This is a genomic window from Shinella sp. 838, assembly GCF_029623935.1.
Lineage (GTDB): Bacteria > Pseudomonadota > Alphaproteobacteria > Rhizobiales > Rhizobiaceae > Shinella.
In genome coordinates this window covers 1,039,144-1,060,364 of sequence record NZ_JARSBQ010000001.1, presented here as the reverse complement: position 1 = coordinate 1,060,364, position 21,221 = coordinate 1,039,144, and the positions used below count along the sequence as shown (strand labels likewise).

At 64.8% G+C, this 21,221-nt stretch carries 18 protein-coding genes; 7 read left to right on the top strand and 11 right to left on the bottom strand.

Going from position 1 to position 21,221, the window contains the following annotated elements; genetic code table 11:
- Window positions 1-67 precede the first annotated feature (67 nt).
- The 3 genes from P9A16_RS04990 to P9A16_RS04980 are packed head-to-tail and all read left to right on the top strand — an operon-like array spanning window position 68 to window position 2,931.
- Entirely contained in the window at window positions 68-985 is a 918-nt protein-coding gene (locus tag P9A16_RS04990; RefSeq protein WP_024270536.1) for an ABC transporter permease, read from the top strand.
- Window positions 982-1,806: an ABC transporter permease gene (locus P9A16_RS04985; protein ID WP_130515379.1), complete on the top strand. Its 825-nt coding sequence runs from the start codon at window positions 982-984 to the stop codon at window positions 1,804-1,806. Before P9A16_RS04990 ends, P9A16_RS04985 begins: the two co-directional genes overlap by 4 nt.
- Window positions 1,807-1,836: 30 nt before the next feature.
- Window positions 1,837-2,931 carry an ABC transporter ATP-binding protein gene (locus P9A16_RS04980; protein ID WP_037407170.1) on the top strand — a complete coding sequence of 365 codons (1,095 nt, stop codon included), beginning with the start codon at window positions 1,837-1,839 and terminating at the stop codon, window positions 2,929-2,931.
- Window positions 2,932-3,095: 164 nt separating this feature from the next.
- Here P9A16_RS04980 and P9A16_RS04975 read toward each other — a convergent pair whose 3' ends face one another.
- Genes P9A16_RS04975 through P9A16_RS04965 form a run of 3 tightly spaced genes read right to left on the bottom strand, consistent with a single transcriptional unit; the run spans window position 3,096 to window position 5,732 of the window.
- Window positions 3,096-4,178 (bottom strand): extracellular solute-binding protein, encoded by a 1,083-nt coding sequence (locus P9A16_RS04975; protein ID WP_023514335.1) that lies wholly within the window; start codon window positions 4,176-4,178, stop codon window positions 3,096-3,098.
- Between the two features lie 28 nt (window positions 4,179-4,206).
- Window positions 4,207-4,872, bottom strand: coding sequence for a TetR family transcriptional regulator C-terminal domain-containing protein (locus P9A16_RS04970; protein WP_050744605.1), 666 nt, complete (start codon window positions 4,870-4,872; stop codon window positions 4,207-4,209).
- Between the two features lie 41 nt (window positions 4,873-4,913).
- Window positions 4,914-5,732 carry a class I SAM-dependent methyltransferase gene (locus tag P9A16_RS04965; protein ID WP_023514333.1) on the bottom strand — a complete coding sequence of 273 codons (819 nt, stop codon included), beginning with the start codon at window positions 5,730-5,732 and terminating at the stop codon, window positions 4,914-4,916.
- Window positions 5,733-5,895: 163 nt separating this feature from the next.
- Here P9A16_RS04965 and P9A16_RS04960 point away from each other — a divergent pair, with 163 nt between their 5' ends.
- From P9A16_RS04960 to P9A16_RS04945, 4 genes are read left to right on the top strand one after another with little or no spacing between them, the layout of a single operon-like run.
- Entirely contained in the window at window positions 5,896-7,515 is a 1,620-nt protein-coding gene (locus tag P9A16_RS04960; RefSeq protein WP_023514332.1) for a phytoene desaturase family protein, read from the top strand.
- The gene (locus tag P9A16_RS04955; protein ID WP_024270535.1) at window positions 7,502-9,058 is read left to right on the top strand and encodes a phytoene desaturase family protein; all 1,557 of its coding nucleotides are present in this window, start codon (window positions 7,502-7,504) and stop codon (window positions 9,056-9,058) included. The genes P9A16_RS04960 and P9A16_RS04955 overlap by 14 nt, the downstream gene beginning before the upstream one ends.
- A gap of 5 nt (window positions 9,059-9,063) precedes the next feature.
- Window positions 9,064-10,287 (top strand): aminomethyltransferase family protein, encoded by a 1,224-nt coding sequence (locus P9A16_RS04950; RefSeq protein WP_081870606.1) that lies wholly within the window; start codon window positions 9,064-9,066, stop codon window positions 10,285-10,287.
- A 40-nt stretch (window positions 10,288-10,327) separates the two neighbouring features.
- A complete protein-coding gene (locus P9A16_RS04945; protein WP_306414940.1) occupies window positions 10,328-10,531 on the top strand; it encodes a hypothetical protein in 204 nt (67 codons plus the stop codon).
- Here the strand turns inward: P9A16_RS04945 and P9A16_RS04940 are convergent.
- The 8 genes from P9A16_RS04940 to P9A16_RS04905 all read right to left on the bottom strand — a co-directional run bounded on the left by P9A16_RS04940 (window position 10,523) and on the right by P9A16_RS04905 (window position 21,193).
- Window positions 10,523-11,146, bottom strand: coding sequence for a TetR family transcriptional regulator (locus P9A16_RS04940; protein WP_050744560.1), 624 nt, complete (start codon window positions 11,144-11,146; stop codon window positions 10,523-10,525). The genes P9A16_RS04945 and P9A16_RS04940 overlap by 9 nt on opposite strands.
- 6 nt (window positions 11,147-11,152) lie before the next feature.
- A complete protein-coding gene (locus P9A16_RS04935; RefSeq protein ID WP_023515745.1) occupies window positions 11,153-14,290 on the bottom strand; it encodes an efflux RND transporter permease subunit in 3,138 nt (1,045 codons plus the stop codon).
- An 11-nt stretch (window positions 14,291-14,301) separates the two neighbouring features.
- Window positions 14,302-15,588 carry an efflux RND transporter periplasmic adaptor subunit gene (locus P9A16_RS04930; protein WP_023515746.1) on the bottom strand — a complete coding sequence of 429 codons (1,287 nt, stop codon included), beginning with the start codon at window positions 15,586-15,588 and terminating at the stop codon, window positions 14,302-14,304.
- Window positions 15,589-15,765: 177 nt separating this feature from the next.
- Window positions 15,766-16,767, bottom strand: coding sequence for an ABC transporter ATP-binding protein (locus P9A16_RS04925; protein WP_024271552.1), 1,002 nt, complete (start codon window positions 16,765-16,767; stop codon window positions 15,766-15,768).
- 11 nt (window positions 16,768-16,778) lie between these two features.
- Window positions 16,779-17,843 (bottom strand): Gfo/Idh/MocA family protein, encoded by a 1,065-nt coding sequence (locus P9A16_RS04920; RefSeq protein ID WP_023515748.1) that lies wholly within the window; start codon window positions 17,841-17,843, stop codon window positions 16,779-16,781.
- Window positions 17,840-18,679, bottom strand: coding sequence for a carbohydrate ABC transporter permease (locus P9A16_RS04915; protein WP_024271551.1), 840 nt, complete (start codon window positions 18,677-18,679; stop codon window positions 17,840-17,842). Before P9A16_RS04915 ends, P9A16_RS04920 begins: the two co-directional genes overlap by 4 nt.
- A gap of 15 nt (window positions 18,680-18,694) precedes the next feature.
- Window positions 18,695-19,645, bottom strand: a complete 951-nt coding sequence (locus P9A16_RS04910) for a carbohydrate ABC transporter permease (RefSeq protein ID WP_023516266.1) — start codon at window positions 19,643-19,645, stop codon at window positions 18,695-18,697.
- 288 nt (window positions 19,646-19,933) lie between these two features.
- Window positions 19,934-21,193 carry an ABC transporter substrate-binding protein gene (locus P9A16_RS04905; protein WP_023516267.1) on the bottom strand — a complete coding sequence of 420 codons (1,260 nt, stop codon included), beginning with the start codon at window positions 21,191-21,193 and terminating at the stop codon, window positions 19,934-19,936.
- Between the last annotated feature and the right edge of the window lie 28 nt (window positions 21,194-21,221).

Below are 21,221 nucleotides of genomic sequence, written 5' to 3'. Positions count from 1 at the left end.
GGCGCAAGCGCATGGGAACGGGAAATCTCACGCTCTATGAAAGTTGTCGCGGCGGGAGTTGTGGCCGATGACGGCGGCGGCGTTCGGCCCGCTTGCCGACACACCCTCCCCCGGGAGGCGCAAGGTCTGGATGCGCAGCGAAGAGGCCCGCGGCCTCGCTCTGATCTCCCCGACCTTCCTCTATGCGCTGGCGCTGCTCTTCCTCCCGGTCCTCATCGTCATCGCCTACAGTTTCTGGACCCAGAACTATCTCGACATCGACCGCACCTTCACGCTGGAGAACTACCGCCAGGCCCTCACCGAGCCGATCTACCGCGACCTCTTCGTCCGCTCGCTCTGGATCTCGCTGACGGTCAGCATCGTCACCGTCGTCTTCTCCTATCCGATTGCCTGGTTCATCTCCTTCCATGGCGGGGTACACAAGAACCTCTGGCTGTTCCTCGTCACCGTGCCCTGCTGGACCAGCTACCTTTTGCGCGTCATGTCGTGGAAGGTCATCCTCGGCTATGGCGGCGTCTTGAACACCGGCCTCATCTCGATGGGCCTCATCGACAAGCCGCTGACCTCGCTCGTCTACAATTCCAACGCCGTCGTCATCACGCTGGTGCACAGCTGGGCCGCCTTCGCCATCCTGCCGATCTACGTTTCGCTGCAGAAGATCGACCGCACGCTGATCGAGGCGGCTCGCGATCTCGGCGACAGCCGTTTCAGGGCCTTTCTGCGCATCACCCTGCCGCTCTCGCTGCCCGGCATCATCTCCGCCTTCCTGATCGTGATGATCCCGACCGTCGGCGACTATGTCACGCCGCGCCTCGTCGGCGGCAAGGACGGCGTGATGATCGCAACCGCCATCCAGGCGCAGTTCGGCAAGGCCGCCAACTGGCCGCTCGGCGCCGCTCTCTCCGTCACGACCATGGTGCTCGTCTCGCTCACGGCGGCGGCCGTCGTGCTGGCGCTGAAATTCGCCGTCAGGAGGATCAGATGAACCTCCTCACGCAGCGCCTGCGCGTTCTTCCGTTCCTTCCGGCCTATGTCGCGCTCTATTTCCTTTTTCTCTATCTGCCGATCCTGCTGCTGCCGGTCTTCTCCTTCAACAACGCGGCCACCACCACCTTCCCGCTCGCCGGCTTCACCACCAAGTGGTACGCCTCGCTGGCCGGCAATTCGGTCATGCTGGAAGCGGCCTGGAACAGCCTCGTCGTCGGCGTCTCCGTCTCGCTGCTCTCCACCGTTCTCGGCATCTGCGCCGCCCGCGCCATCACGCGCTACCGTTTTCGCGGCCAGAGGGCTGCGGCCGGCCTCATCATGGCGCCGCTCTTCCTGCCGGAGATCATCGTCGCCGTCTCCCTCCTGATGATCGTGCTCGCAATGGGCGTGCAACTGTCGCTGATCACGGTCATCCTTGGCCAGACGGTGTTCTGCGTGCCCTATGCCATGGCGGTGCTCGTCTCCGGCTTCGAGGGGTTCGATCGCAGCCTGGAGGAGGCCTCCTACGACCTCGGCGAGACCGCCATCGGCACTTTCCGGCGCGTCACGTTGCCGGTCGTCGCACCGGCCATCGTCTCCAGCCTGCTCGTCACCTTCACCATCTCGCTCGACGAGTTCATCCTCGCCTTCTTCCTGTCGGGCACCGAACCGACGCTGCCGGTCTATATCTGGGGGCAATTGCGCTTTGCGGCGAAGCTGCCGGGCGTGCTGGCGCTCGGCACCGTCATGCTCGTCGCCTCCATCCTCATGCTCACCCTTGCCGAAATCCTGCGCCGCCGGGCCGAACGCCGCACGCAGATGGCCTTCACGCTGCCCTGAGAGGAGAAGTCCGCCATGGCCGACCGCCCGATGATCGAAATCGCCAACGTGTCCAAGTACTACGGCATCTACAAGGCGCTCGACGACGTCTCGCTCACCATCGGCGAAGGCGAGTTCTTCTCGCTGCTCGGGCCGTCCGGCTGCGGCAAGACCACGCTCCTGCGCTCCATCGCCGGCTTCGAGACACCGACGGCGGGCGAAATCTTCATCGACGGAATACCCTCCCTCGCACTGCCGCCGAACAAGCGCCCGACCAACATGGTCTTCCAGAACTACGCGATCTTTCCCCATCTCGACGTCGCGGAAAACGTCGCCTACGGTCTGAAACGACTGCGGCTTTCGGCGCAGGAGGAAAAGAAGCGGGTGGGCGACGCGCTCGACCAGGTGCGCCTAGCGGGCCTCGGCCAGCGCAAGGCGCATGAACTCTCCGGCGGCCAGCGCCAGCGCGTCGCGCTTGCCCGTGCGCTTGTCATGCGGCCGAAGGTGCTGCTGCTCGACGAACCGCTCTCCGCCCTCGACAAGAAGCTGCGCGAGGAGATGCAGGTGGAGCTGCGCACGCTGCAGAAGGCTGTCGGCATCACCTTCATCCTCGTCACCCACGACCAGTACGAGGCGCTGGCGTTGTCGGACCGCATCGCCGTGATGTTCGGCGGCCGCATCGCGCAGATCGCCGGCCCGAAGGAAATCTACCAGCGCCCGCGCACCCGCAAGGTCGCCGACTTCCTCGGCGGCATGAATTTTTTGAAAGCGAAGGTGCTGGGAGAACAGGGCAACGCCGTCTCCGTCGATGCCGCCCGCTTCGGCGCCGTCAACCTCGACAAGCCGCAGGGCTTTGCCGCCACAAACGGCCATGTCACCGTCGGTATCCGCCCGGAACGGCTGCGGCTCCTGTGGGACGACGACCGCGCCCCGCACGAGCTTGCCGGCCGCATCGAGAACCGCGCCTATTTCGGCGAGGTCACCCACCTGACCGTCGGCGTCGACGGACTGGAACAGCCGCTCTCGCTGGTCGAGACGAACAATTTCGGTGCGGACGATCTGCCGGTCGGCGCGGAGATCCGGCTGGCCTACGATCCGGAGGCGTTCGTGTTGCTGGCGGAAGACCCGCCGGTTACGCGCGTGTGACCTAGCCCCTCATCCGGCCTGCTGGCCACCTTCTCCCCGCAAGCGGGGAGAAGGAACCGTGCTGCAGGGCTTTCCTTCGATCAACGTGAAGAGGTCGCCACAGCCTCCTTCTCCCCGCTTGCGGGGAGAAGGTCGCGGCAGCGGGATGAGGGGCCGCTGCCCTCTCAATACCCCGCTTTGATCTTCTCGAATTCCGCGATCATCTTCTGCCGCAGCTCTGTCGGGATCGGCGCCTGGAACAGCGTGTTGGCGACGAAGGCGTCGACATCCGCATACCCCTTGTCGGCGAGGATCTTCGGATCGACCGCGGCCATGCCCTTGGCGTTGGAATGGCCGTAGCCCCAGCTTTCGACCATATAGGCGGCAACGCCGGGATCGGTGACGGCGTTGAGGTAGTCATAGGCAAGGTCAGGGCTGCCCTCCGCACCCTTCAGCCGCGAATAGCCGCAGACCCAGGTGGACAGCCCCTCCTTGGTATCCTTCTTGATGGCGACCGGCTGGCTGTCGGCCTGCAGCGTCGTCGCCGTCTCGTTCCAGGCCCAGGCGAGATCGACCTCCCCGCTCGCCAGCGCCTGGCTGAGATCGGTGTTGTCGGTCCAGTAGAGCCGTACGTTCTTGTGCACCTCGCGCAGAAAGGCGGAGGCCTCCCCGAACTGTGCATCCGTCATCGTGGTCAGGTCCTTGAGGCCCGTGGCAAGGCCCGCCAGCGCATAGGCATCATCGACATTGTCGCCGATCGACACGCGATCCTTGAACTTCGGATCGGCAAAGGCCTTGAGGGAGGCGATCTCCTCGGGCTTTACCGTGTCGGTGCGGTAGGTCAGCACCGTGTTGCCCCATTCGAAGGGCAGGAACCAGGCCGTACCGTCCTCGGACGTCATCAGGTTCTTCATGCCCTTGAAGGCCGGCAGGATATCGTTCCACGCAGCCAGCTTGGACGTGTCGAGCGGTTCCAGCAGCCCAGCCTCGCGCCACTTCACGATGCTCTGCGCGCAGGGATGCGCGAGATCGGCCTTGAAGCCGGAGCGCAGCTTCTGGAAGGCCTCTTCCTCGTCGCCGAAGAAGGAAAAATCCGGCGAACCGCCATGCTTTTCCGTATAGGCGGGGTGGAAGGCGGGGTCCTCGTAACCGGACCAGTCGAAGACGGTGAGCGTATCGGCGGCGAAGGCTGGGAGGGCGGTTCCGAGGGCGAGGAAGGCGGTGAGTGCCGCCATTGTGGTGCGCTTGGCCGTGTGTGCAGTCTTCATGCCATACTCCTTCCCCGTTCCGGGTTCCCTATTGTGATTGTGGTCCTTGCAAGGTGAGATGCTTCGGGAAGGTCGTGGCGACGAAGGCGATCGCCGCCTCCAGCGCCTTTTCCCGTGTGGTGCCGTCGCCCATCATCAGGCGCAGCCACAGGCCCTCCAGCATGGCGCAGAGCGACAGCGCGGTCGGCTCCGGCTCATAGGCATAGCCGCCCTCCGCCTTCAACGCGGCGCAGAGCGAGATCACGGTCTCCTGGTACTTCACGTCACGCGCGCCGCACAGCGCCTGGTAGGTCGGCCGCGACTTGGCCTCGCCCCAGAAGGCGCACCAGGCTGCAAGCTTGCGCTTTGTGCAGATCTTCCGGTCGAAATCCGCATGAACCAGCGCCCAGATGCGGCTCGCCGCGCTCGGGCCGGCCTTTTCGAGCGCCGCGTTCCAATGGTCCGCATATTCCTCGGACATGAACTGCAGCGTGGCGATGAGCAGGTTTTCCTTGCTCTCGAAATGGAAGTTGACGATGCCGCGGGAAAGGCCGGCGCCGTCGGCGACATCCGCGAGCGTCGTGTCGGAATAACCGCGCTTGGCAAGCGAATCGATCGTCGCCTCGACGAGCTGCTGCCGCCGCGTCTCCTTCGAGGCCTTGCGTCCCCGCTTCTCGCCGTCGCCCGAGCCCTGTTCAGCCCCGCCTGCCCGCATCTTCACCGCCACCTTGCCTTTGGGATTGCGCATCGTCACGGTCACGGGCGAACTCCCGCGGCCGGCTTGATGCCGCGCAGATGAGCCGGACAATGCTCCCCGCTGTCAAGAACCTTCTGCATCGCCGTCCAGGTGCGGATGTTCTTCGCGACATAGGCGTCGCCCACTGCCGCCACCGCCTCGGCATGAAGCGGCCCCTTGAGGCGCTCCAGCTCACCGCGCGCCACGTCGCGATACCAGGCATTGCGGCTTTCGACCGTCCCTTCGGAAAAGCCGGCGGCGGCCATCGCCAGAAGATAACGACGTGGCGAGGCCATGCCGAAGGAGAGCCCTTCGGCGGCAATATAGTCTTTCATATCGGCACTCGGCTCACCGTCATGGCCTATCAGCCAGTCGGACGCCGCAAGGATGCCGCCCGGCTTGAGCACACGGAAAAGCTCAGAAAACAGTGCTTCCTTGTCCGGCACGTGGATCATCGCATCCTTGGAGAAGACGACGTCGAATTCGCCGTCGTCGAACGGCAGGCGGCCCGGCGGGCTGGAGGCGAAACGCGCGACCGCGGAAAGCCCCGCCTTGGCCGCGGCCACCCGCGCCCGGTCGATGACCGGCTGCTCCACGTCGTAGCCGACGACCTCAACCGGGCCATAGGTGCTCGCAATGTGCAGCGCGATGCCGCCGGCACCGCAACCGAAATCGAGGATGCGCCGGCCCTTCAGATTGACGCCAGAAAGGATGCGATCGACCTCCGCCGGACCGCCCGGCGAAAGATAGCCCTCGCCCCAGAGGACCGCGAGGAAGCGGATCGCCGCCTCGTCATATTCCGGCTCCGCCGCCGCACCGTCCCTGCCCGTTGCCGTCATGGCCTCCGCCATCCCTCGGCCGCATGGCCGGCGCGCTTTTCCCGTGGCCGAAATTCTAGCGCATAATCAGGCGATTGCAAGATACTTGCTGAATGATCATTCAGAATATCTGGACAACATTTTGCTTTTGATGCAGCTTTTAGAAACAAGGGAGACATCAAAAATGCAAAAATACGATGCCCTGATCGTCGGCGGCGGCCATAACGGGCTCGTCACCGCCTGTTACCTCCAGCGATCCGGCCTGAAGGTCGCCGTGCTCGAAAAGAATGGCTGGGTGGGCGGCGCGGCAACGAGCCGCGAGCTGACGCCGGGCTTCCTCTACTCCAACTGTTCCTATGTCTGCTCCCTCTTCCGGCCGGAGATCATGCGCGACCTGGAACTGCCGAAACACGGCCTCCAGGTCATCGCCTACGAGGGCGGCGCGGTCTTCACCCGCGACGGGGACTACCTCGCCTCCTACCGCGACCACGACAGCCACCGCCGCGAGTTCGCGCGCTATTCGAAGCGCGACGCGGAGGCCTACGAGCGCTACGCCCGCGACGTGACGCGCCAGTGCCGTTTCATCCAGCCGCTCCTGATGCGCACCGCCCCCGACCCCTTCGGTTTTCGCCCGCGCGACCTGTCCGAGTTCCTCTACCTCGCCAAAAAGTTCGGTGAATTCAGCCCACAGGAAATGGCCGAGACGCTCCGCTTCTGGACCATGTCGATCTCCGACTTCCTCGACGAATATTTCGAGACCGACGTCATCAAGGCCTATCTCGCACTGTCGGGCATCATCGGCACCGCGCTCGGCCCCATGTCGCCCGGCACCGCCTATGTGCTGCTGCACCACTATATGGGCGAGGTGGACGGCTCGGTCGGTGCCTGGGGCTATGCGCGCGGCGGCATGGGCGCGGTGACACAGGTCCTCGCCCGCTCCTTCGAGGCCGCCGGCGGCACGATCCGCACCGACGCCGAGGTTGCAAAAATCCTCACCCGCGGCGGCCGCACGACCGGCGTGGTGCTCGCCAATGGCGACGAACTCAACGCGGGCCTCGTCGTCTCGAATGCCGACGTCAAGCGCACCTTCCTCACGCTCGTCGACGAGGACACCCTGCCCGGCGAATTCGTCCACCGGGTCAGGCATTTCAAGATGCGCGGCTCCTCCGGCAAGGTGAACATCGCGCTCGACAGCCTGCCGGAGTTCCCGGCCTTGCCGGAAGGCTCCTCCTGCCTGCGCGGCGACATGCATTTCACCGATTCGATCGAGCGCATGGAGCGGGCCTATGACGACTGGAAGGCTGGGCGCTGGTCGGCCGATCCCTTTCTCGACATGGTGATCCCGACGACGCTCGACCCGACCATGGCCTCGCCGGGAAAACACTTCATGAGCTGCTTCGTGCAGTACTGTCCGCCAAAGCTCGAGGGGCGCGACTGGACGGACGCCGACCGCGACGCCTTCGCCGAGACGGTGATCGGCCAGATCGCGGACTATTCGCCGGGCTTTCGCGAGCGCATCGTGCATATGGAGGTGCGCACCCCGCGTGAGATCGAGAACGAGGTGGGCCTGACGGAGGGCAACATCTTCCAGGGCGAGCTCACCTTCGACCAGCTGCTCTTCAATCGGCCCGTGCCCGGCTACGCTCAGTACCGCAGCCCGATATCCGGCCTCTATATGTGCGGCTCCTCCACCCATCCGGGCGGCGGGGTGATGGGCGCGCCCGGCCGCAACGCCGCCGCCGAAATCCTGCGCGACCTGAAGCGTTCCCCCGAGCAGATGAGCAAAGCCCATGACGTCATTTGATGCCATCGTGATCGGCGCCGGCCACAACGGCCTTGCCGCCGCCGCCCGCCTCGCCAAGGGCGGCCGCAGGGTTTTGGTGCTGGAAGCGGCGAACGAACCAGGCGGCGCGACGCGCGGCCGCGAGTTTTTCCCGGGCTTCCGCTCCGCCGGCCTTGCCCATCTCGTCAACCGGCTCGATGCGGACATGGCCCGCGACATCGGTCTCGACCTTGCCGGCACCGACACGGTGTTGCCGACGACGGTTCTCGACGGTTCAGGAAGGGCCACCGTGCTGCACGGCGCCTATGGCGAACGCATCGACGGCGTGTCGCCGCAGGAGGCCGAGGCCTTCACGGCGCTGCGCAGGAAACTGGTCTTCCAGGCGGGCATCCTGAAACGGTTCCTGCGCCGCCCGCCGCCGCAGATCGGCGCGCTCTCGCTCGGCGACCTTTCCACCTTCGCTTCCGCCGGCTTCGGCCTCATCCGCAAGGGGCGCCGCGAGGGCCGCGATTTCCTGCGCATGCTGCTGATGAACGTCGCCGACGTCGCCGACGAACATCTTTCGGACGACCGGCTGAAGGGCCTCCTGGCCTTCGATGCGACCCTCGGCATCCATCTCGGGCCCCGCTCGCCGACCTCCCTGCTCGGCCTCTATTATCGCCTGACCGGTGAGGTCGCCGGCAAGGCGGGCGGGCAATTCGTGCCGGCGGGCGGCATGGCGCGCGTCGCGCCCGCCTTCCTGCGCGCTGCCGAAAAGGCCGGCGTCACCCTGCGCTGCGGCGCGCCCGTCGGCCGCATCCTTGCCGATCGCGGCCGGGCGAGCGGCGTCGTTCTCGCCGACGGGACGCAGATCACCGCACCCGTCATCGTCTCGGCGATCCACCCGCAAACGACCTTCCTCCACCTCGTCGATCCCGCCGAAAGCGGCACAGGCTTCGTGCGCTCGGTGAAGAACTTGCGCAGCCACGGCAACGTCGCCAAGCTCGACCTCGCACTCGACCGCATCCCCGATTTCACCGGCCTGCCAAAGGAAGCCCGGGGGGGCCGCATCGTGCTGGTGCGCTCGATGGAACAGGTCGAAGAGGCCTTCAACCCGGCAAAATACGGCGAATTCTCCAGCGATCCCGTCATGGAAGTGACGCTGCCGAGCCTTGCCGACCCGTCGCTGGCACCGGCCGGCGGCTGCACGCTCTCGGCGCTCGTGCAATATGCTCCCTATCGCCTCAAGAGGGGCTGGGAGAGCGGCAAGCCGGCCTTCCTCAAGATCGTGCTCGACACGCTGGAGCGCCATGCGCCAGGCCTCGGAAAGTCCGTGGTCTCGGCCAGCCTGATGACGCCTGTTGATATCGAGGCGGAATACAACCTGCCGGGCGGCCATTGGCATCACGGCGAGCTGCAGGCCGACCAGCTGCTCGTCAACCGACCGACCAGCGCCGCCTCCGGCTATCGCACACCGATCGAAGGCCTCTATCTCGCGAGCGCCGGGGCGCATCCGGGCGGCGGCATATCCGGCCTGCCGGGCTGGAACGCGGCCCGTCACATCCTTTCGGGAGCGACCGCATGAACGCCATGACGAAATCCGCCGCCGAAATCCGCCGCGCCGCCCGCAACCACATCCTCGCGCCGCGACTGGAGAGCCCGTTCCATGAGCGCCTGATGGCGCTGAGCGAGGTGAACGACTGGTACAACTGGGCCGGCTACAAGGCGCCGCATGCGCTGTTCGACGGCGAGCTCGAATATTTCGCCATCCGCTCCACCGCTGCCCTTTTCGATATCTCGCCGATGGTGAAGTACCGCATAACCGGCCCGGATGCCGGGCGCTACCTCAACCGGCTGACCCTGCGCGACGTGCGCAAGCTCGCCGTGAACCGCGTACACTACACCGCCTGGTGCGACGACCACGGCCATGTGCTCGACGACGGCACGCTTTTCCGCCTCGGCGAGAGCGAGTTCCGCCTCTGCTGCCAGGAACGCCACCTGCCCTGGCTCATCGACAGCGCCTTCGGTTTTACGGTCGATATCCACGAGGAGACGGAGGAGATCGCCGGCCTCGCCCTGCAGGGGCCGACGAGCTACGCCGTGCTGCGCGATGCCGGGTTTGCCGGTGTTGAGCAACTGAAGCCCTTCCATATAGGCGCCTTCCCGCATAAGGATGGCGACGTGACCATCTCGCGCACCGGCTTCACCGGCGATCTCGGCTACGAACTCTTCGTGCCGCGCGCGAACGCGCTCTCGCTGTGGGATCGGCTGTGGAGCGCCGGCGAGCGGCACACGATCCGCGCCATCGGCTACGGCGCGCTCAACCAGGCGCGCATCGAGGCGGGCTTCATCGTCGCAAACACAGATTTCGTCACCGCCGAGGGCGCGCTGCGCGCCGACCGGGTGCGCATGCCCGACGAGATCGGCCTCGACTGGCTGGTCGATCCGGACAAGCCGAACTTCAACGGGCGCCGGCCCATCCTCGACGCGCGGCGGAATCAGTCTCTGAAGCACATCCTCGTCGGCCTTGAAATCGAAGGGAATATTCCCGCCGAGCATGCCATCGTCTATCATCGGCAAAAGCGCGAGGCAGGCCTCGTCACCGCCGCGATCTGGTCGCCGACGGCCAAGCGCAACATCGCCATCGCCAGCCTCGAGCGGCCCTACGGATCGAAATTCACGGAGGACCTCTGGGTGGAGATTTATGCGATGCGGGAGCTGAAATACCAGAAGCTGATGAAGCGCGCCAAGATCGTGCCGCGTCCCTTCGTCAGGCTCGCAAGGCGGACGGCAAGCCCGCCGGGCCTCACCTGACATGGACGAGGAGGCCCGCCGCAACTGGGAGATCATCACCATGCCCCCCGGCACTGAATGGTCCGGCCGGGCACGCTATGCGGCGGCCATGTACTTTTGCCAGCGCGGCGAGATGGCACCGGAGGTGCTGGAGGTCTACCGCATCTGTTCACGGCTCGACGCGGAGGACCCCGTCTCGGTGCTCAGGCGCTGGCAGATCGGCGCAGACTGGATCGCGCGGCTCGAAGCCCCCCGCTCAGTGTGACGGTACGGGGCTCGCATAGGTCAGGAAGAGGCGGCGCAACGCGTCCTTGCCCTCGCTGGCGATATCGAACCGCCGGCCGAACAGCAGCCATTCCGCGCAGAGCCCCTTGATGAGCCAACGCAGCATCGAGGCGGCGGAGCGCGGCGTCCAGGCCGCACCCAGCTTGCCCTGTCCCTCGGCCTTCGCAAATGCCGCTTCCAGCGCCTGCATGTGCTCGTCGTTGATGTCGTTCTGCCGTTCGGAAATGGCGGCGAATTCGCCCGACGTATCGCAACGCAGGAGGATCGACAGGATGCGCTGGCGGTGCTCGTCGGTGGCCAGCAGCTCGAGCCATTCCCGGCCGATCCGTTCGAGCACGCCGAAAACATCGGCGTTCTCCGCTTCCAGCTCGCGGGCGATCAGCTCCTCCTGCGGCATGGGCAACGAATTGTAGAGTTCCAGCACGAGATCCGCTCTATTGGCGAAGTGCCAGTAGATGGCGCCGCGGGTGACCCCCGCGGCGCGCGCCACATCCTCCATGGAGGCATGGGCGACACCCTTTTCGTAGAAGACCTTCTCCGCCGCCAGCAGGATCTGCTGGCGGGTTTCCTTGGCCTCTGCCTTGGTCCGGCGCATGGCGACTTACTCCGCCGGGTTTGCCGCCGGAGCCGGCTCCTCCTTCTTCTCCTTGCCGTAACCGAACATCTTCATCACGAAGACGAAGAAGACGGGCACGAAGAAGATGGCGAGCACCGTGGCCGTGATCATGCCGCCCATCACGCCCGTACCGATGGCGCGCTGGCTGCCCGAGCTTGCGCCCGTGGCAATCGCGAGCGGCAGAACGCCGAGCGTGAAGGCGAGCGAGGTCATCAGGATCGGGCGGAAGCGCAGGTGGCAGGCCTCGATGGTCGCCTCGATCAGCGACTTGCCGTCCTCCATCAGTTCCTTGGCGAACTCGATGATCAGGATCGCGTTCTTCGCCGAAAGGCCGATGATCGCGATCAGGCCCACCTTGAAGTACACGTCGTTCGACATGTCGCGCAGGGTGACCGCGATGACCGCGCCGATGACGCCGAGCGGCACGACGAGAATGACCGCAAACGGGATCGACCAGCTTTCATAGAGCGCCGCAAGGCACAGGAACACCAGGAGGATCGAGAGACCGACGAGGATCGGCGCCTGCGAACCGGACTGGATTTCCTGTAGCGACTGGCCCGTCCATTCATAGCCGAAGCCCGGCGGAAGCTGGGCGGCAAGCCGCTGCATCTCCGCGATCGCGTCACCGGACGAGAAGCCCGGCTTCGTGTCGCCGCTGAAGCGCATGGAGGGGTAGCCATTGTAGCCGACAGTCTGCGTCGGCGCCATCGTCCACTCCGCGGTCGCGAAGGCGGAGATCGGCACCATGCCACCCGACGCGTTCCTGACATTGAGATTCAGGAGGTCGGCCACCTGCATGCGTTCGTTCTGGTCCGCCTGGACCGTCACGCGCTGCATGCGCCCGGCATTCGGGAAGTCGTTGACATAGGTCGAGCCGAGGTTCGTCGAGATCGTCGAGTTGATGTCGGCGAAGGTCACACCGAAGGTGTTGGCCTTCTCGCGATCGATCATGACGTTGACCTGGGCTGCATCCGGCATGCCATCGACGCGCACGCCCGCAACCACGTTGCTCTGGGCCGCAAGGCCGAGAAGCTGGGCGCTCGCGGCCGACAGCGCCTGCTGGCCGAGGCCGCCTCGATCCTGCAGACGGAACGAGAAGCCGCCCGTCGTGCCGAGACCCTGGATCGGCGGCGGCGACAGCGCGAAGCTGATCGCATCCTTGATCTGGCTCATGGCCATACTGGCACGCCCGGCGATCGCCTGCGCCGAATTCTCCGGCCCACGCTCGCTCCAGTCCTTCAGCGTCACGAAGGCAAGGCCTGCGTTCTGCCCCGAACCGAAGAAGGAGAAGCCGTTGATGCCGACGATCGTCTCGACCGCGGGCTCCTGGCCGAAGATCTGCTCGACCTGGGTCAGCACTTCGTCGGTCCGGTGGCCCGTCGCTTCGGAGGGGAGCTGCATCATGACGATGGCAAAGCCCTGGTCTTCGTCCGGCAGGAACGAGGACGGCAGCTTCATGAACAGGTAGCCGAGGCCGGCGAGGATCGCGAGATAGATCACCATGAAGCGACCCGTCCGGCGCACCAGCCAACCGACGCTGCCGCTATAGCTCTTCGACGAACGGTCGAAACCGCGGTTGAACCAGCCGAAGAAGCCGCGCTTGGCGTGATGGTGGCCCTTCGGCACCTGCTTGAGGAAGCTGCCGGCAAGCGCCGGGGTCAGCGAGAGTGCGAGGAACGCCGAGAACAGGATCGACACGACCATCGTCAGCGAGAACTGCTGGTAGATGACGCCGACCGCGCCCGGGAAGAAGCCCATCGGGATAAACACCGAGGCGAGCACCAGCGTGATGCCGATGACGGCGCCGGTGATCTGCTTCATCGCCTTGCGGGTCGCCTCCTTCGGGGGCAGGCCCTCTTCCGACATGATACGCTCGACGTTTTCCACGACGATGATCGCATCGTCGACGAGAATGCCGATGGCGAGAACCATGGCGAACATGGTCAAGACGTTGATCGAAAAGCCCATGGCGAGCATGACGGCGCAAGTGCCGAGCAGCGCGACCGGGACGACGAGCGTCGGGATGATCGTGTACCGGATGTTCTGCAGGAACAGGAACATCACGAGGAAGACGAGACCGACGGCTTCGAGCAGCGTATGCAGAACCTTCTCGATCGACACCTTGACGAAGGGCGAGGTGTCATAGGGCGTCGAATATTCGAGGCCCGGCGGGAAGAACTGCGCAAGCTCGTCCATGCGGGCCTTGATTGCCTCGGAGGTCGCCATGGCGTTGCCGGTCGGCGAGAGCTGCACGGCGACGGCGGCCGAAGGCTGGCCGTTAAGGCGCGTCGAGAACGAATAGGTCTCGCCGCCCACCTCGACGCGCGCGACGTCGCGCAGACGCACGGCCGAACCATCCGCATTGGCGCGAAGCACGATGGCGCCGAATTCTTCCGGCGTCGTCAGCTGGCCCTTGATGTTGACGGGAGCCGCGATCTGCTGGGTGATCGGGTTCGGCTGCGCGCCGATGCTGCCGGCGGCGATCTGGGCGTTCTGCGCCTGGACGGCGGCCGTCACGTCCGCGGCCGTCAGGTTGAGGCCGCGCATCTTGGCGGGATCGAGCCAGATGCGCATGGAACGCTGCGTGGCGAAGAGCTGCGCACGGCCGACGCCGGGCACGCGCTGGATTTCCGAGAGAACGTTGCGGTTGACGTAATCGCCGAGGCTGATGGCATCCATCGAGCCGTCGGTGGAGGTCAGCGCGACGATGAGCAGGAAGCCGGAACCGGCCTCTTCGACCTGCACGCCCTGGCGGCGCACGGAATCGGGAAGGCGCGGCTCGACGCGGCTGACGCGGTTCTGCACGTCGACCGACGCCTGGCTCGGGTCGGTGCCCGGCGCGAAGGTGATGTTGATTTCGGCCGAACCCGAGGCACTCGAGGTCGATTCGAAATAGAGCATGCCCTCGACGCCGTTCAGCTCATCCTCGATGAGCTTGGTGACGCTCTGGTAAGTGTCCTGCGACGACGCGCCGGAATAGGTCGTCGACACCGTGATCTGCGGCGGGGCGACGTCGGGATACTGCGCGATCGGCAGAAGCGGAATGGCAATGGCGCCGGCGATCATGATGAAGATCGCGACGACCCAGGCGAAAATCGGCCTGTCGATGAAAAAACTGGGCATCCTTCAGATCCTCACTTCGCCTGCTCGGCCTTGGCGGCGCCTTCGCCGCCCTCCGCCTTGCCGGCTTCGCCGGTCTGTGCAGCACCGGCTTCGGCCTTGCCGGCCTCCCCGGTCTCGGCCGCGCCGCCTTCGGCAGCCTTCGCCACGGCATTCGGGTCCCACTCGGCCGGCACGACTTCGCCGCCCGGCTGAACCTTCTGGAAGCCTTCGACAATGATCTTCTCGCCGTCCTTCAGGCCATCCGGGATGACCCAGTTCGTGCCGATGGCACGGCCGACGCGCACATTGCGGGTGCCGGCCTTGTTGTCGGCGGAAACGACATAGACGAGCGCGCTGCCCGAGGCGTCACGCTGTACGGCCTGCTGCGGCACGATCACGGCGTTCTTCTCGATGCCCTGTTCGATCTGCACGCGCACATACATGCCCGGCAGGAGGTCGCCGTCCGGGTTCGGGAATTCGCCGCGCAGCGTCACCTGGCCGGTCGTCTCGTCGACGGCGGCTTCGGAGAACAGGAGCTTGCCCGGATGCGGATAGGCGGACCCGTCGTCGAGCACCAGCTTGACGTCGGCCGAATTGTTGTCGGCCATCAGCGCGCCGTCTTCCAGCGCCTTGCGCAGGCGCATCAGGTCGGTCGCCGACTGGGTGAAGTCGGCATAGACCGGGTCGAGCTGCTGGATCGTCGCAAGGTTTTCCGTGCCATTGGCCGAAACCAGCGCACCCTCGGTGATGAGCGCACGGCCGATGCGGCCGCTGATCGGCGCCTTGACCTCGGTATATTCGAGATTGAGCTTGGCGGTCGCAAGGCTCGCCTCGGCGATGGCGACATCGGCGTCCGCCTGCGCAAGCTGGGCGACGGCGTCGTCATAGGTCTGCGCGGACGCGACGTTCGACTTGCGCAGCTGTTCCTGGCGCTCGGCGGTGTTGCGCGCCTGGGCCTGGACGGCCTTGGCACGGCGCAGCGTCGCCTCGGCGCTGTCGACCTGCACCTGGAACGGCGCGGGATCGATGCGGTAGAGCACGTCGCCTTCCTTGACCTGCGAGCCCTGCTCGAAGATGCGGTCGATGACGATGCCGGTCGCGCGCGGCCGGACTTCCGCCGTGCGGGTCGCTGCGATGCGGCCCGGCAGGTCGTTGGTGATCGGCACATCCTCTGCCTTCACGGTGATGACGGCCACCTGCGGCGGCGGGAACGCAAAGCCGCCCTGCGGCGCCTGCTCGTCCTGGCAGCCGGCGAGAATCAAAAGGGCGCCGAAGGTCGCAATCGAAATCGGTCTCGTGAAACGCATGGGTTCTTCCATAAGCGGTGCCGCCTGAAGCGCGGCAGGGTCCTGAAAACATGAAGATGCGGTGATCGCAGGACCACCGCATCGCAACATACAAACAACGCTGTATGTTAGTTTCTGATCTTTGACAATCGTAGACCACGGCCCCGCCCGCCGCAATCCTCACCCATCACGGACTTGTGATGAGGGTCCTCAACGTATGGCGTGACCATTTGCGTCGAAACGATGCATCTGGTTTGCGGCCGGCGTGGCGAAGACCACGTCACCGGGCGCGTAGTGATGCTCTCCGAACAGACGAACGGTGAAGGCACCGACTTTCTCCGATTCGAGATAGACGATCGTGTCCGCGCCGAGGTGCTCGACATGCACGGCCCTCGCCTGCCATTCGCCGCTGTCGCGCGACAGAGTGACGTGTTCCGGGCGCACGCCAATGGTCTTGGCATCGGACGCGCCGAGGCGGCCCGCATCGATGAAGTTCATGCCCGGCGACCCGATAAAGCCGGCAACGAAGAGGTTGGCAGGCTGGTTGTAGAGTTCCATCGGCGAGCCGACCTGCTGGATGACACCGCCGTCGAGCACCACGATCTTGTCCGCCAGCGTCATCGCCTCGACCTGGTCGTGCGTGACGTAGATCATGGTGGCCTTCAGCTCGCGGTGCAGCCGGGCAATCTCGAGGCGGGTGTTGACGCGCAGCGCCGCATCGAGGTTGGAGAGCGGTTCGTCGAACAGGAAGAGTTTCGGTTCACGTACGATGGCGCGGCCGATGGCGACGCGCTGGCGCTGGCCACCCGACAGTTCGGCCGGGCGGCGGGCGAGGTACTTCTCCAGCGACAGCATGGAGGAGGCCTTGGCGACGCGCCTTTCGATTTCATCCTTCGGCGCGCCTGCCTGCTTGAGGCCGAGGCCCATATTGTCCTTGACGGTGAGGTGCGGATAGAGCGCGTAGGACTGGAAGACCATGGCGATGCCGCGCTTTGCCGGCGGCACCGTCACGACTTCCGTGCCGTCGATGGTGATCGAGCCCGACGTCGCATCCTCAAGGCCGGCGATGATGCGCAGCAGCGTGGACTTGCCGCAGCCCGAGGGGCCGACGAAGATGACGAACTCGCCGTCCTTCACGTCAAGGTCGATGCCCTTGATCACGTCGACATTGCCGAAGGACTTGCGTACGGATTTGAGTTGAAGAGAGCCCACCTGATATCCCCTTAAAGCTTGACCGTTTGACCGGTTCTGACACTTTCATCGGCCGCGAGGCAGATCCTCAGCGACTGCACCGCATCGTCCATATGCCGCGTGAGGTCGATGTCCTCGCGGATCGCCTTCAGCACATAGGCCTGTTCGCGGTCGCAGAGTTCCTGGTGGCCCGGCTCGCCGGCCATCTTCAGGTCCTCGTCCGGCGACAGGAACTTGCCGTCGGGGCCGGTGGCCGCGTTGTGAACGCGGATGACCGCCGTCTTGGTGTGGGTGTCGATGTCGTCGGACTTCGCGTTCGGATCCATGACAATGGAAACGGAGCCGTTCGGCGACATGACGTCCTTCACGAAGAAGGCCGTCTCCGAGATCATCGGGCCCCAGCCCGCCTCGTACCAGCCGAGTGAGCCATCGTCGAAGAGCACCTGCAGGTGGCCGTAGTTGTACATGTCGGGCGCGATCTCGTTGGAAAGGCGCAGGCCCATGCCACGCACCTCCACGGGCTTGGCATCGGTGATCTGGCACATCACGTCGACATAGTGCACGCCGCAGTCGACGATCGGCGGCGTCGTCTGCATCAGCGCCTTGTGGGTCGCCCAGGTCGGCCCGCTCGACTGCTGGTTCAGGTTCATGCGGAAGACATACGGGCCGCCGAGCTTGCGCGCTTCCTCGATGAGCCGCACCCAGGAAGGATGGTGGCGCAGGATATAGCCGACGATGAGCTTGCGGCCGTTCGCCTTGGCGCAGGCGACCACCCGCTCGGCATCGGCGACGGTCGTCGCCAGCGGCTTTTCGAGGAAGACATGCGCACCGGCTTCGAGTGCTGCGATCGCATATTCGGCATGGCTGTCCGAATAGGTGTTGATCGAGCAGAGTTCCGGCTTCAGCGCGCGCAGCGCCTCCGGGAAGGACGGATGAATCTCGTAGCCTTCCAGCCCGGCCGGAACCGGAACCTTCGACCGGTTGACGAGACCGATGATCTCGAAACCCGGATTCTCATGGTAGGCGAGCGCATGGCTGCGGCCCATATTGCCGAGACCGGCGGACAGGACGCGAAGGGGGGACGTGGCAGAACTCACTTGACTGCTCCCGAAGTGATGCCGCGGATCAGCTGCCGCGAGAAGATGAAATAGAGGATGAGGACGGGCAGGATCGCGAGCGAGAGTGCGGCGAGCACTGCATTCCAGTTGGTGACGAACTGGCCGATGAAAATCTGCGAGCCCAGCGTCACCGTCTTGGTCGCCTCGCTCGGCGCCAGGATCAGCGGGAACCACAGGTCGTTCCAGATCGGGATCATGGTGAAGACCGCGACGGTCGCCATGGCCGGCCGCACCAGCGGCAGGACGAGGCGGAAGAAGATGGAGTATTCCGAGAGACCGTCGATACGCCCGGCATTCTTGAGGTCATCGGAGACGGTCCGCATGAATTCGGAGAGGATGAAGACCGCGAGCGGGATACCCTGCGCGGTATAGACCAGGATCAGCGCCGTCAGCGTGTTGACGAGCCCCGTCGCCACCATGCCCTGCAGGATCGCCACGGTACCGAGACGGATCGGGATCATGATGCCGATGGCAAGGTAGAGGCCCATCAGCATGTTGCCGCGGAAGCGGTATTCCGAGAGCGCGAAGGCGGCCATGGCGCCGAACAGCAGCACCAGCGCGATGGAGGCCACCGTGACGATAAAGCTGTTCTGGAAATAGGTCGCGAAATCCCCCTGCCCCAGCACCGTCGTGTAGCCGACAAGGTCGAAGGTCCCGGGCGTCGGAAGCTGCATCGGGTTGCGGAAGATGGCGTTGCGGTCCTTCATCGAGTTGATGATCGTCAGGAACACCGGGAAGATCGAGATCACGGCGTAGCCGATCAGCGCCAGGTGAACGAGGGACGTGCGGGTCAGCGAGGTGCGTGCTTTGGACATGTCTTGCCCTCCCGATCAGAACTGGTAGCGACGCATGCGCCGCTGGATGGCGAAGAGATACAGCGAGACGCCGGCGAGGATGATGAGGAACATGACCGTTGCGATCGTCGCGCCCATCGATCGGTCGCCCAGCTGGAGCTGGAAGCCGAAGAAGGTGCGGTAGAGCAGCGTGCCGAGGATATCGGTGGACTTGTCAGGCCCGGCGAGCGCACCCTGCACGGTGTAGACCAGGTCGAAGGCATTGAAGTTGCCGACGAAAGTGAGGATCGAGATGATGCCGATGGCGGGAAGGATGAGCGGCAACTTGATCTTCCAGAACTGGCTCCAGCCGGTGACGCCGTCGCATTCGGCAGCCTCGATCACCTCTTCGGGGATATTGAGCAGCGCCGCGTAGATCAGCATCATCGGAATGCCGACATACTGCCAGACAGAGATCAGCGACACTGCGATGAGCGCCGAGTTCGGCTTGCCGAGCCAGGGGGCGAAGAGCGATTTCAGGCCGACCAGATCCATCAGATAGGGCGAGACGCCCCAGATCGGCGAGAGGATCAGCTTCCAGATGAAGCCGACGATCACGAAGGAAAGCAGCGTCGGCAGGAAGATCGCCGTGCGGTAGAAGGCGGCAAAGCGCAGCTTCGGGATCGACAGCATGGCCGCGAGCGCCACCCCGATCGGGTTTTGCACCAGCATGTGGATGACGAAGAAGATCACGTTGTTCTTCAGCGCGTTCCAGAAGTCGGCCGCCCAGCGCTCGTCGCCGAACAGCACCTTGAAGTTGCTGAGACCGACGAAGGTCGACTGGCCGTCCACCGTGTTGAACAGCGACAGGCGCAGCGTCTCGATGAGCGGCAGGATCATGACCGCCGAATAAACGATGAAGGCCGGCAGCAGGAAAACGCCGATATGCCAGCGTGTTGGCCGCTTGATCGGTCCTGTTGCCTCATGGGAAGAAGGTATGTCGCTCATGGCCCAGCGTGCCCCGTCCGGTTGTTGTTCGTTAGATCCGCATGCACGGACGCCGTGCGCGGCCGGTAGTGCCGCACATGACAAATTCAGCATACACGATAGTGCCGGGGTCGCTCCCCGATTTTGCCCTTCGGCACCCTCTGTCCACCGGGACGAAGAGGGATACGGCGTGCGCCTGATCATTCGAGCCGCACCGCCCAAGCACCTCCCCCCGAATTTTACGGGGAGAGGGCCGGAGCGGGACGATGCCCGCTCCTCAAAGCAGAATTCAGCAGTCGAGACGCAGGCTTACTTGGCCGGCTTGTACCAGCTGTCGATGCCCTTCTGGAGCTTTTCGCCAGCCACTTCCGGCGTATCCGTGCCGTTGATGACGTTGGCCGATTCGGTCCAGGTCTCGTTTTCGAGGTTCGGCGTGCCGCGCGACAGGATCTGGTAGGTCGAGCGGATCGTCGGCTGGCACTTTTCACGCCAGGAGACGAATTCCTGCGCCAGCGGGTCGGCCATCTTCACGGCCGTCGAATTCAGGCTGAAGAAGCCCGGCAGCGAGTTGGCGTAGATGTCGGCGAATTCCGGCGAGGAGACGAAGCTCAGGAACTTCTTGGCGGCATCCGCATTCGGGCTCTTGGCATTGAGGCCGATGCCGATGTCGTTGTGGTCGGAGATGTAGCAGGTGTCGCCGGCATTCTTCACCGGCGGCGCGAACGCGCCCATCTTGAACTGCGCCTGCGTGTTGAACAGGCCGATTTCCCACGAGCCGGCCGGATAGATGGCAGCGCGGCCGAGCGTGAAGAGGTTCTGGCTGTCCGGATAGGTCTGGGCTTCGAAACCGTCGCCGAGATAGTCCTTCCACTTGGCGAGAACGCGGTAGGGTTCGACCCAGGCGTCGTCGGTCAGCTTCTGCTCGCCCTTGATGAGCGCCTTGCGGCCTTCTTCGCCCTTCCAGTAGGTCGGGCCGATGTTCTGGTAGCCCATGGTGGCGGCTTCCCAGAGATCCTTCGTGCCCATGGCCATCGGGATGTAGCTGCCTTCGGCCTTGATCTTGTCGAGCGCGGCGAAGAACTCGGCTTCCGTCGTCGGAACCGAGATACCGAGCGTGTCGAAGGCGTCCTTGTTGTAGATGAAGCCGTGGATGACCGAAGCCATCGGCACGCAGAAGGCCGTCGCGCCGTCGTCCGTCGTCCAGGCGGACTTGGCGACGTCGGAGAAGTTCTCGATGCCCGGCAGATCGTTCAGGCCGGCAAGGTGGCCCTTGTTGAACAGCTCGAGCGAGGCGTCGAACGGACGGCAGGTGATGAGGTCGCCTGCCGAGCCGGCGTCGAGCTTGGCGTTCAGCGCGGCGTTGTACTCGGTCGGCGCGGTCGGCGCGAAGACGACCTTGATGCCGGGGTTCTTGGCTTCGAAGGCCGGGATGATCTTTTCCTGCCAGATGGCGAGGTCGTCGTTGCGCCAGCTTTCGACCGTCAGCGTGACGTCGGCCGCCTGAGCGATCCCGGCCGTGCCGAGGATGCTCGTGGCGAGCAACAGGCCTTTGATTGCGGTGCGTGTCATTGCATTCTCCCCTTTTATGCGCCGCAGC

What these genes read in the sequence shown, in the direction of transcription:
- P9A16_RS04935 (WP_023515745.1), bottom strand. Translation starts at nt 14,290, where the DNA reads ATGCCCAGTTTTTTCATCGACAGGCCGATTTTCGCCTGGGTCGTCGCG.
- P9A16_RS04985 (WP_130515379.1), top strand. Translation starts at nt 982, where the DNA reads ATGAACCTCCTCACGCAGCGCCTGCGCGTTCTTCCGTTCCTTCCGGCC.
- P9A16_RS04960 (WP_023514332.1), top strand. Translation starts at nt 5,896, where the DNA reads ATGCAAAAATACGATGCCCTGATCGTCGGCGGCGGCCATAACGGGCTC.
- P9A16_RS04905 (WP_023516267.1), bottom strand. Translation starts at nt 21,193, where the DNA reads ATGACACGCACCGCAATCAAAGGCCTGTTGCTCGCCACGAGCATCCTC.
- P9A16_RS04965 (WP_023514333.1), bottom strand. Translation starts at nt 5,732, where the DNA reads ATGACGGCAACGGGCAGGGACGGTGCGGCGGCGGAGCCGGAATATGAC.
- P9A16_RS04915 (WP_024271551.1), bottom strand. Translation starts at nt 18,679, where the DNA reads ATGTCCAAAGCACGCACCTCGCTGACCCGCACGTCCCTCGTTCACCTG.
- P9A16_RS04930 (WP_023515746.1), bottom strand. Translation starts at nt 15,588, where the DNA reads ATGGAAGAACCCATGCGTTTCACGAGACCGATTTCGATTGCGACCTTC.
- P9A16_RS04975 (WP_023514335.1), bottom strand. Translation starts at nt 4,178, where the DNA reads ATGAAGACTGCACACACGGCCAAGCGCACCACAATGGCGGCACTCACC.
- P9A16_RS04945 (WP_306414940.1), top strand. Translation starts at nt 10,328, where the DNA reads ATGCCCCCCGGCACTGAATGGTCCGGCCGGGCACGCTATGCGGCGGCC.
- P9A16_RS04950 (WP_081870606.1), top strand. Translation starts at nt 9,064, where the DNA reads ATGACGAAATCCGCCGCCGAAATCCGCCGCGCCGCCCGCAACCACATC.
- P9A16_RS04940 (WP_050744560.1), bottom strand. Translation starts at nt 11,146, where the DNA reads ATGCGCCGGACCAAGGCAGAGGCCAAGGAAACCCGCCAGCAGATCCTG.
- P9A16_RS04990 (WP_024270536.1), top strand. Translation starts at nt 68, where the DNA reads ATGACGGCGGCGGCGTTCGGCCCGCTTGCCGACACACCCTCCCCCGGG.
- P9A16_RS04980 (WP_037407170.1), top strand. Translation starts at nt 1,837, where the DNA reads ATGATCGAAATCGCCAACGTGTCCAAGTACTACGGCATCTACAAGGCG.
- P9A16_RS04955 (WP_024270535.1), top strand. Translation starts at nt 7,502, where the DNA reads ATGACGTCATTTGATGCCATCGTGATCGGCGCCGGCCACAACGGCCTT.
- P9A16_RS04910 (WP_023516266.1), bottom strand. Translation starts at nt 19,645, where the DNA reads ATGAGCGACATACCTTCTTCCCATGAGGCAACAGGACCGATCAAGCGG.
- P9A16_RS04970 (WP_050744605.1), bottom strand. Translation starts at nt 4,872, where the DNA reads ATGCGGGCAGGCGGGGCTGAACAGGGCTCGGGCGACGGCGAGAAGCGG.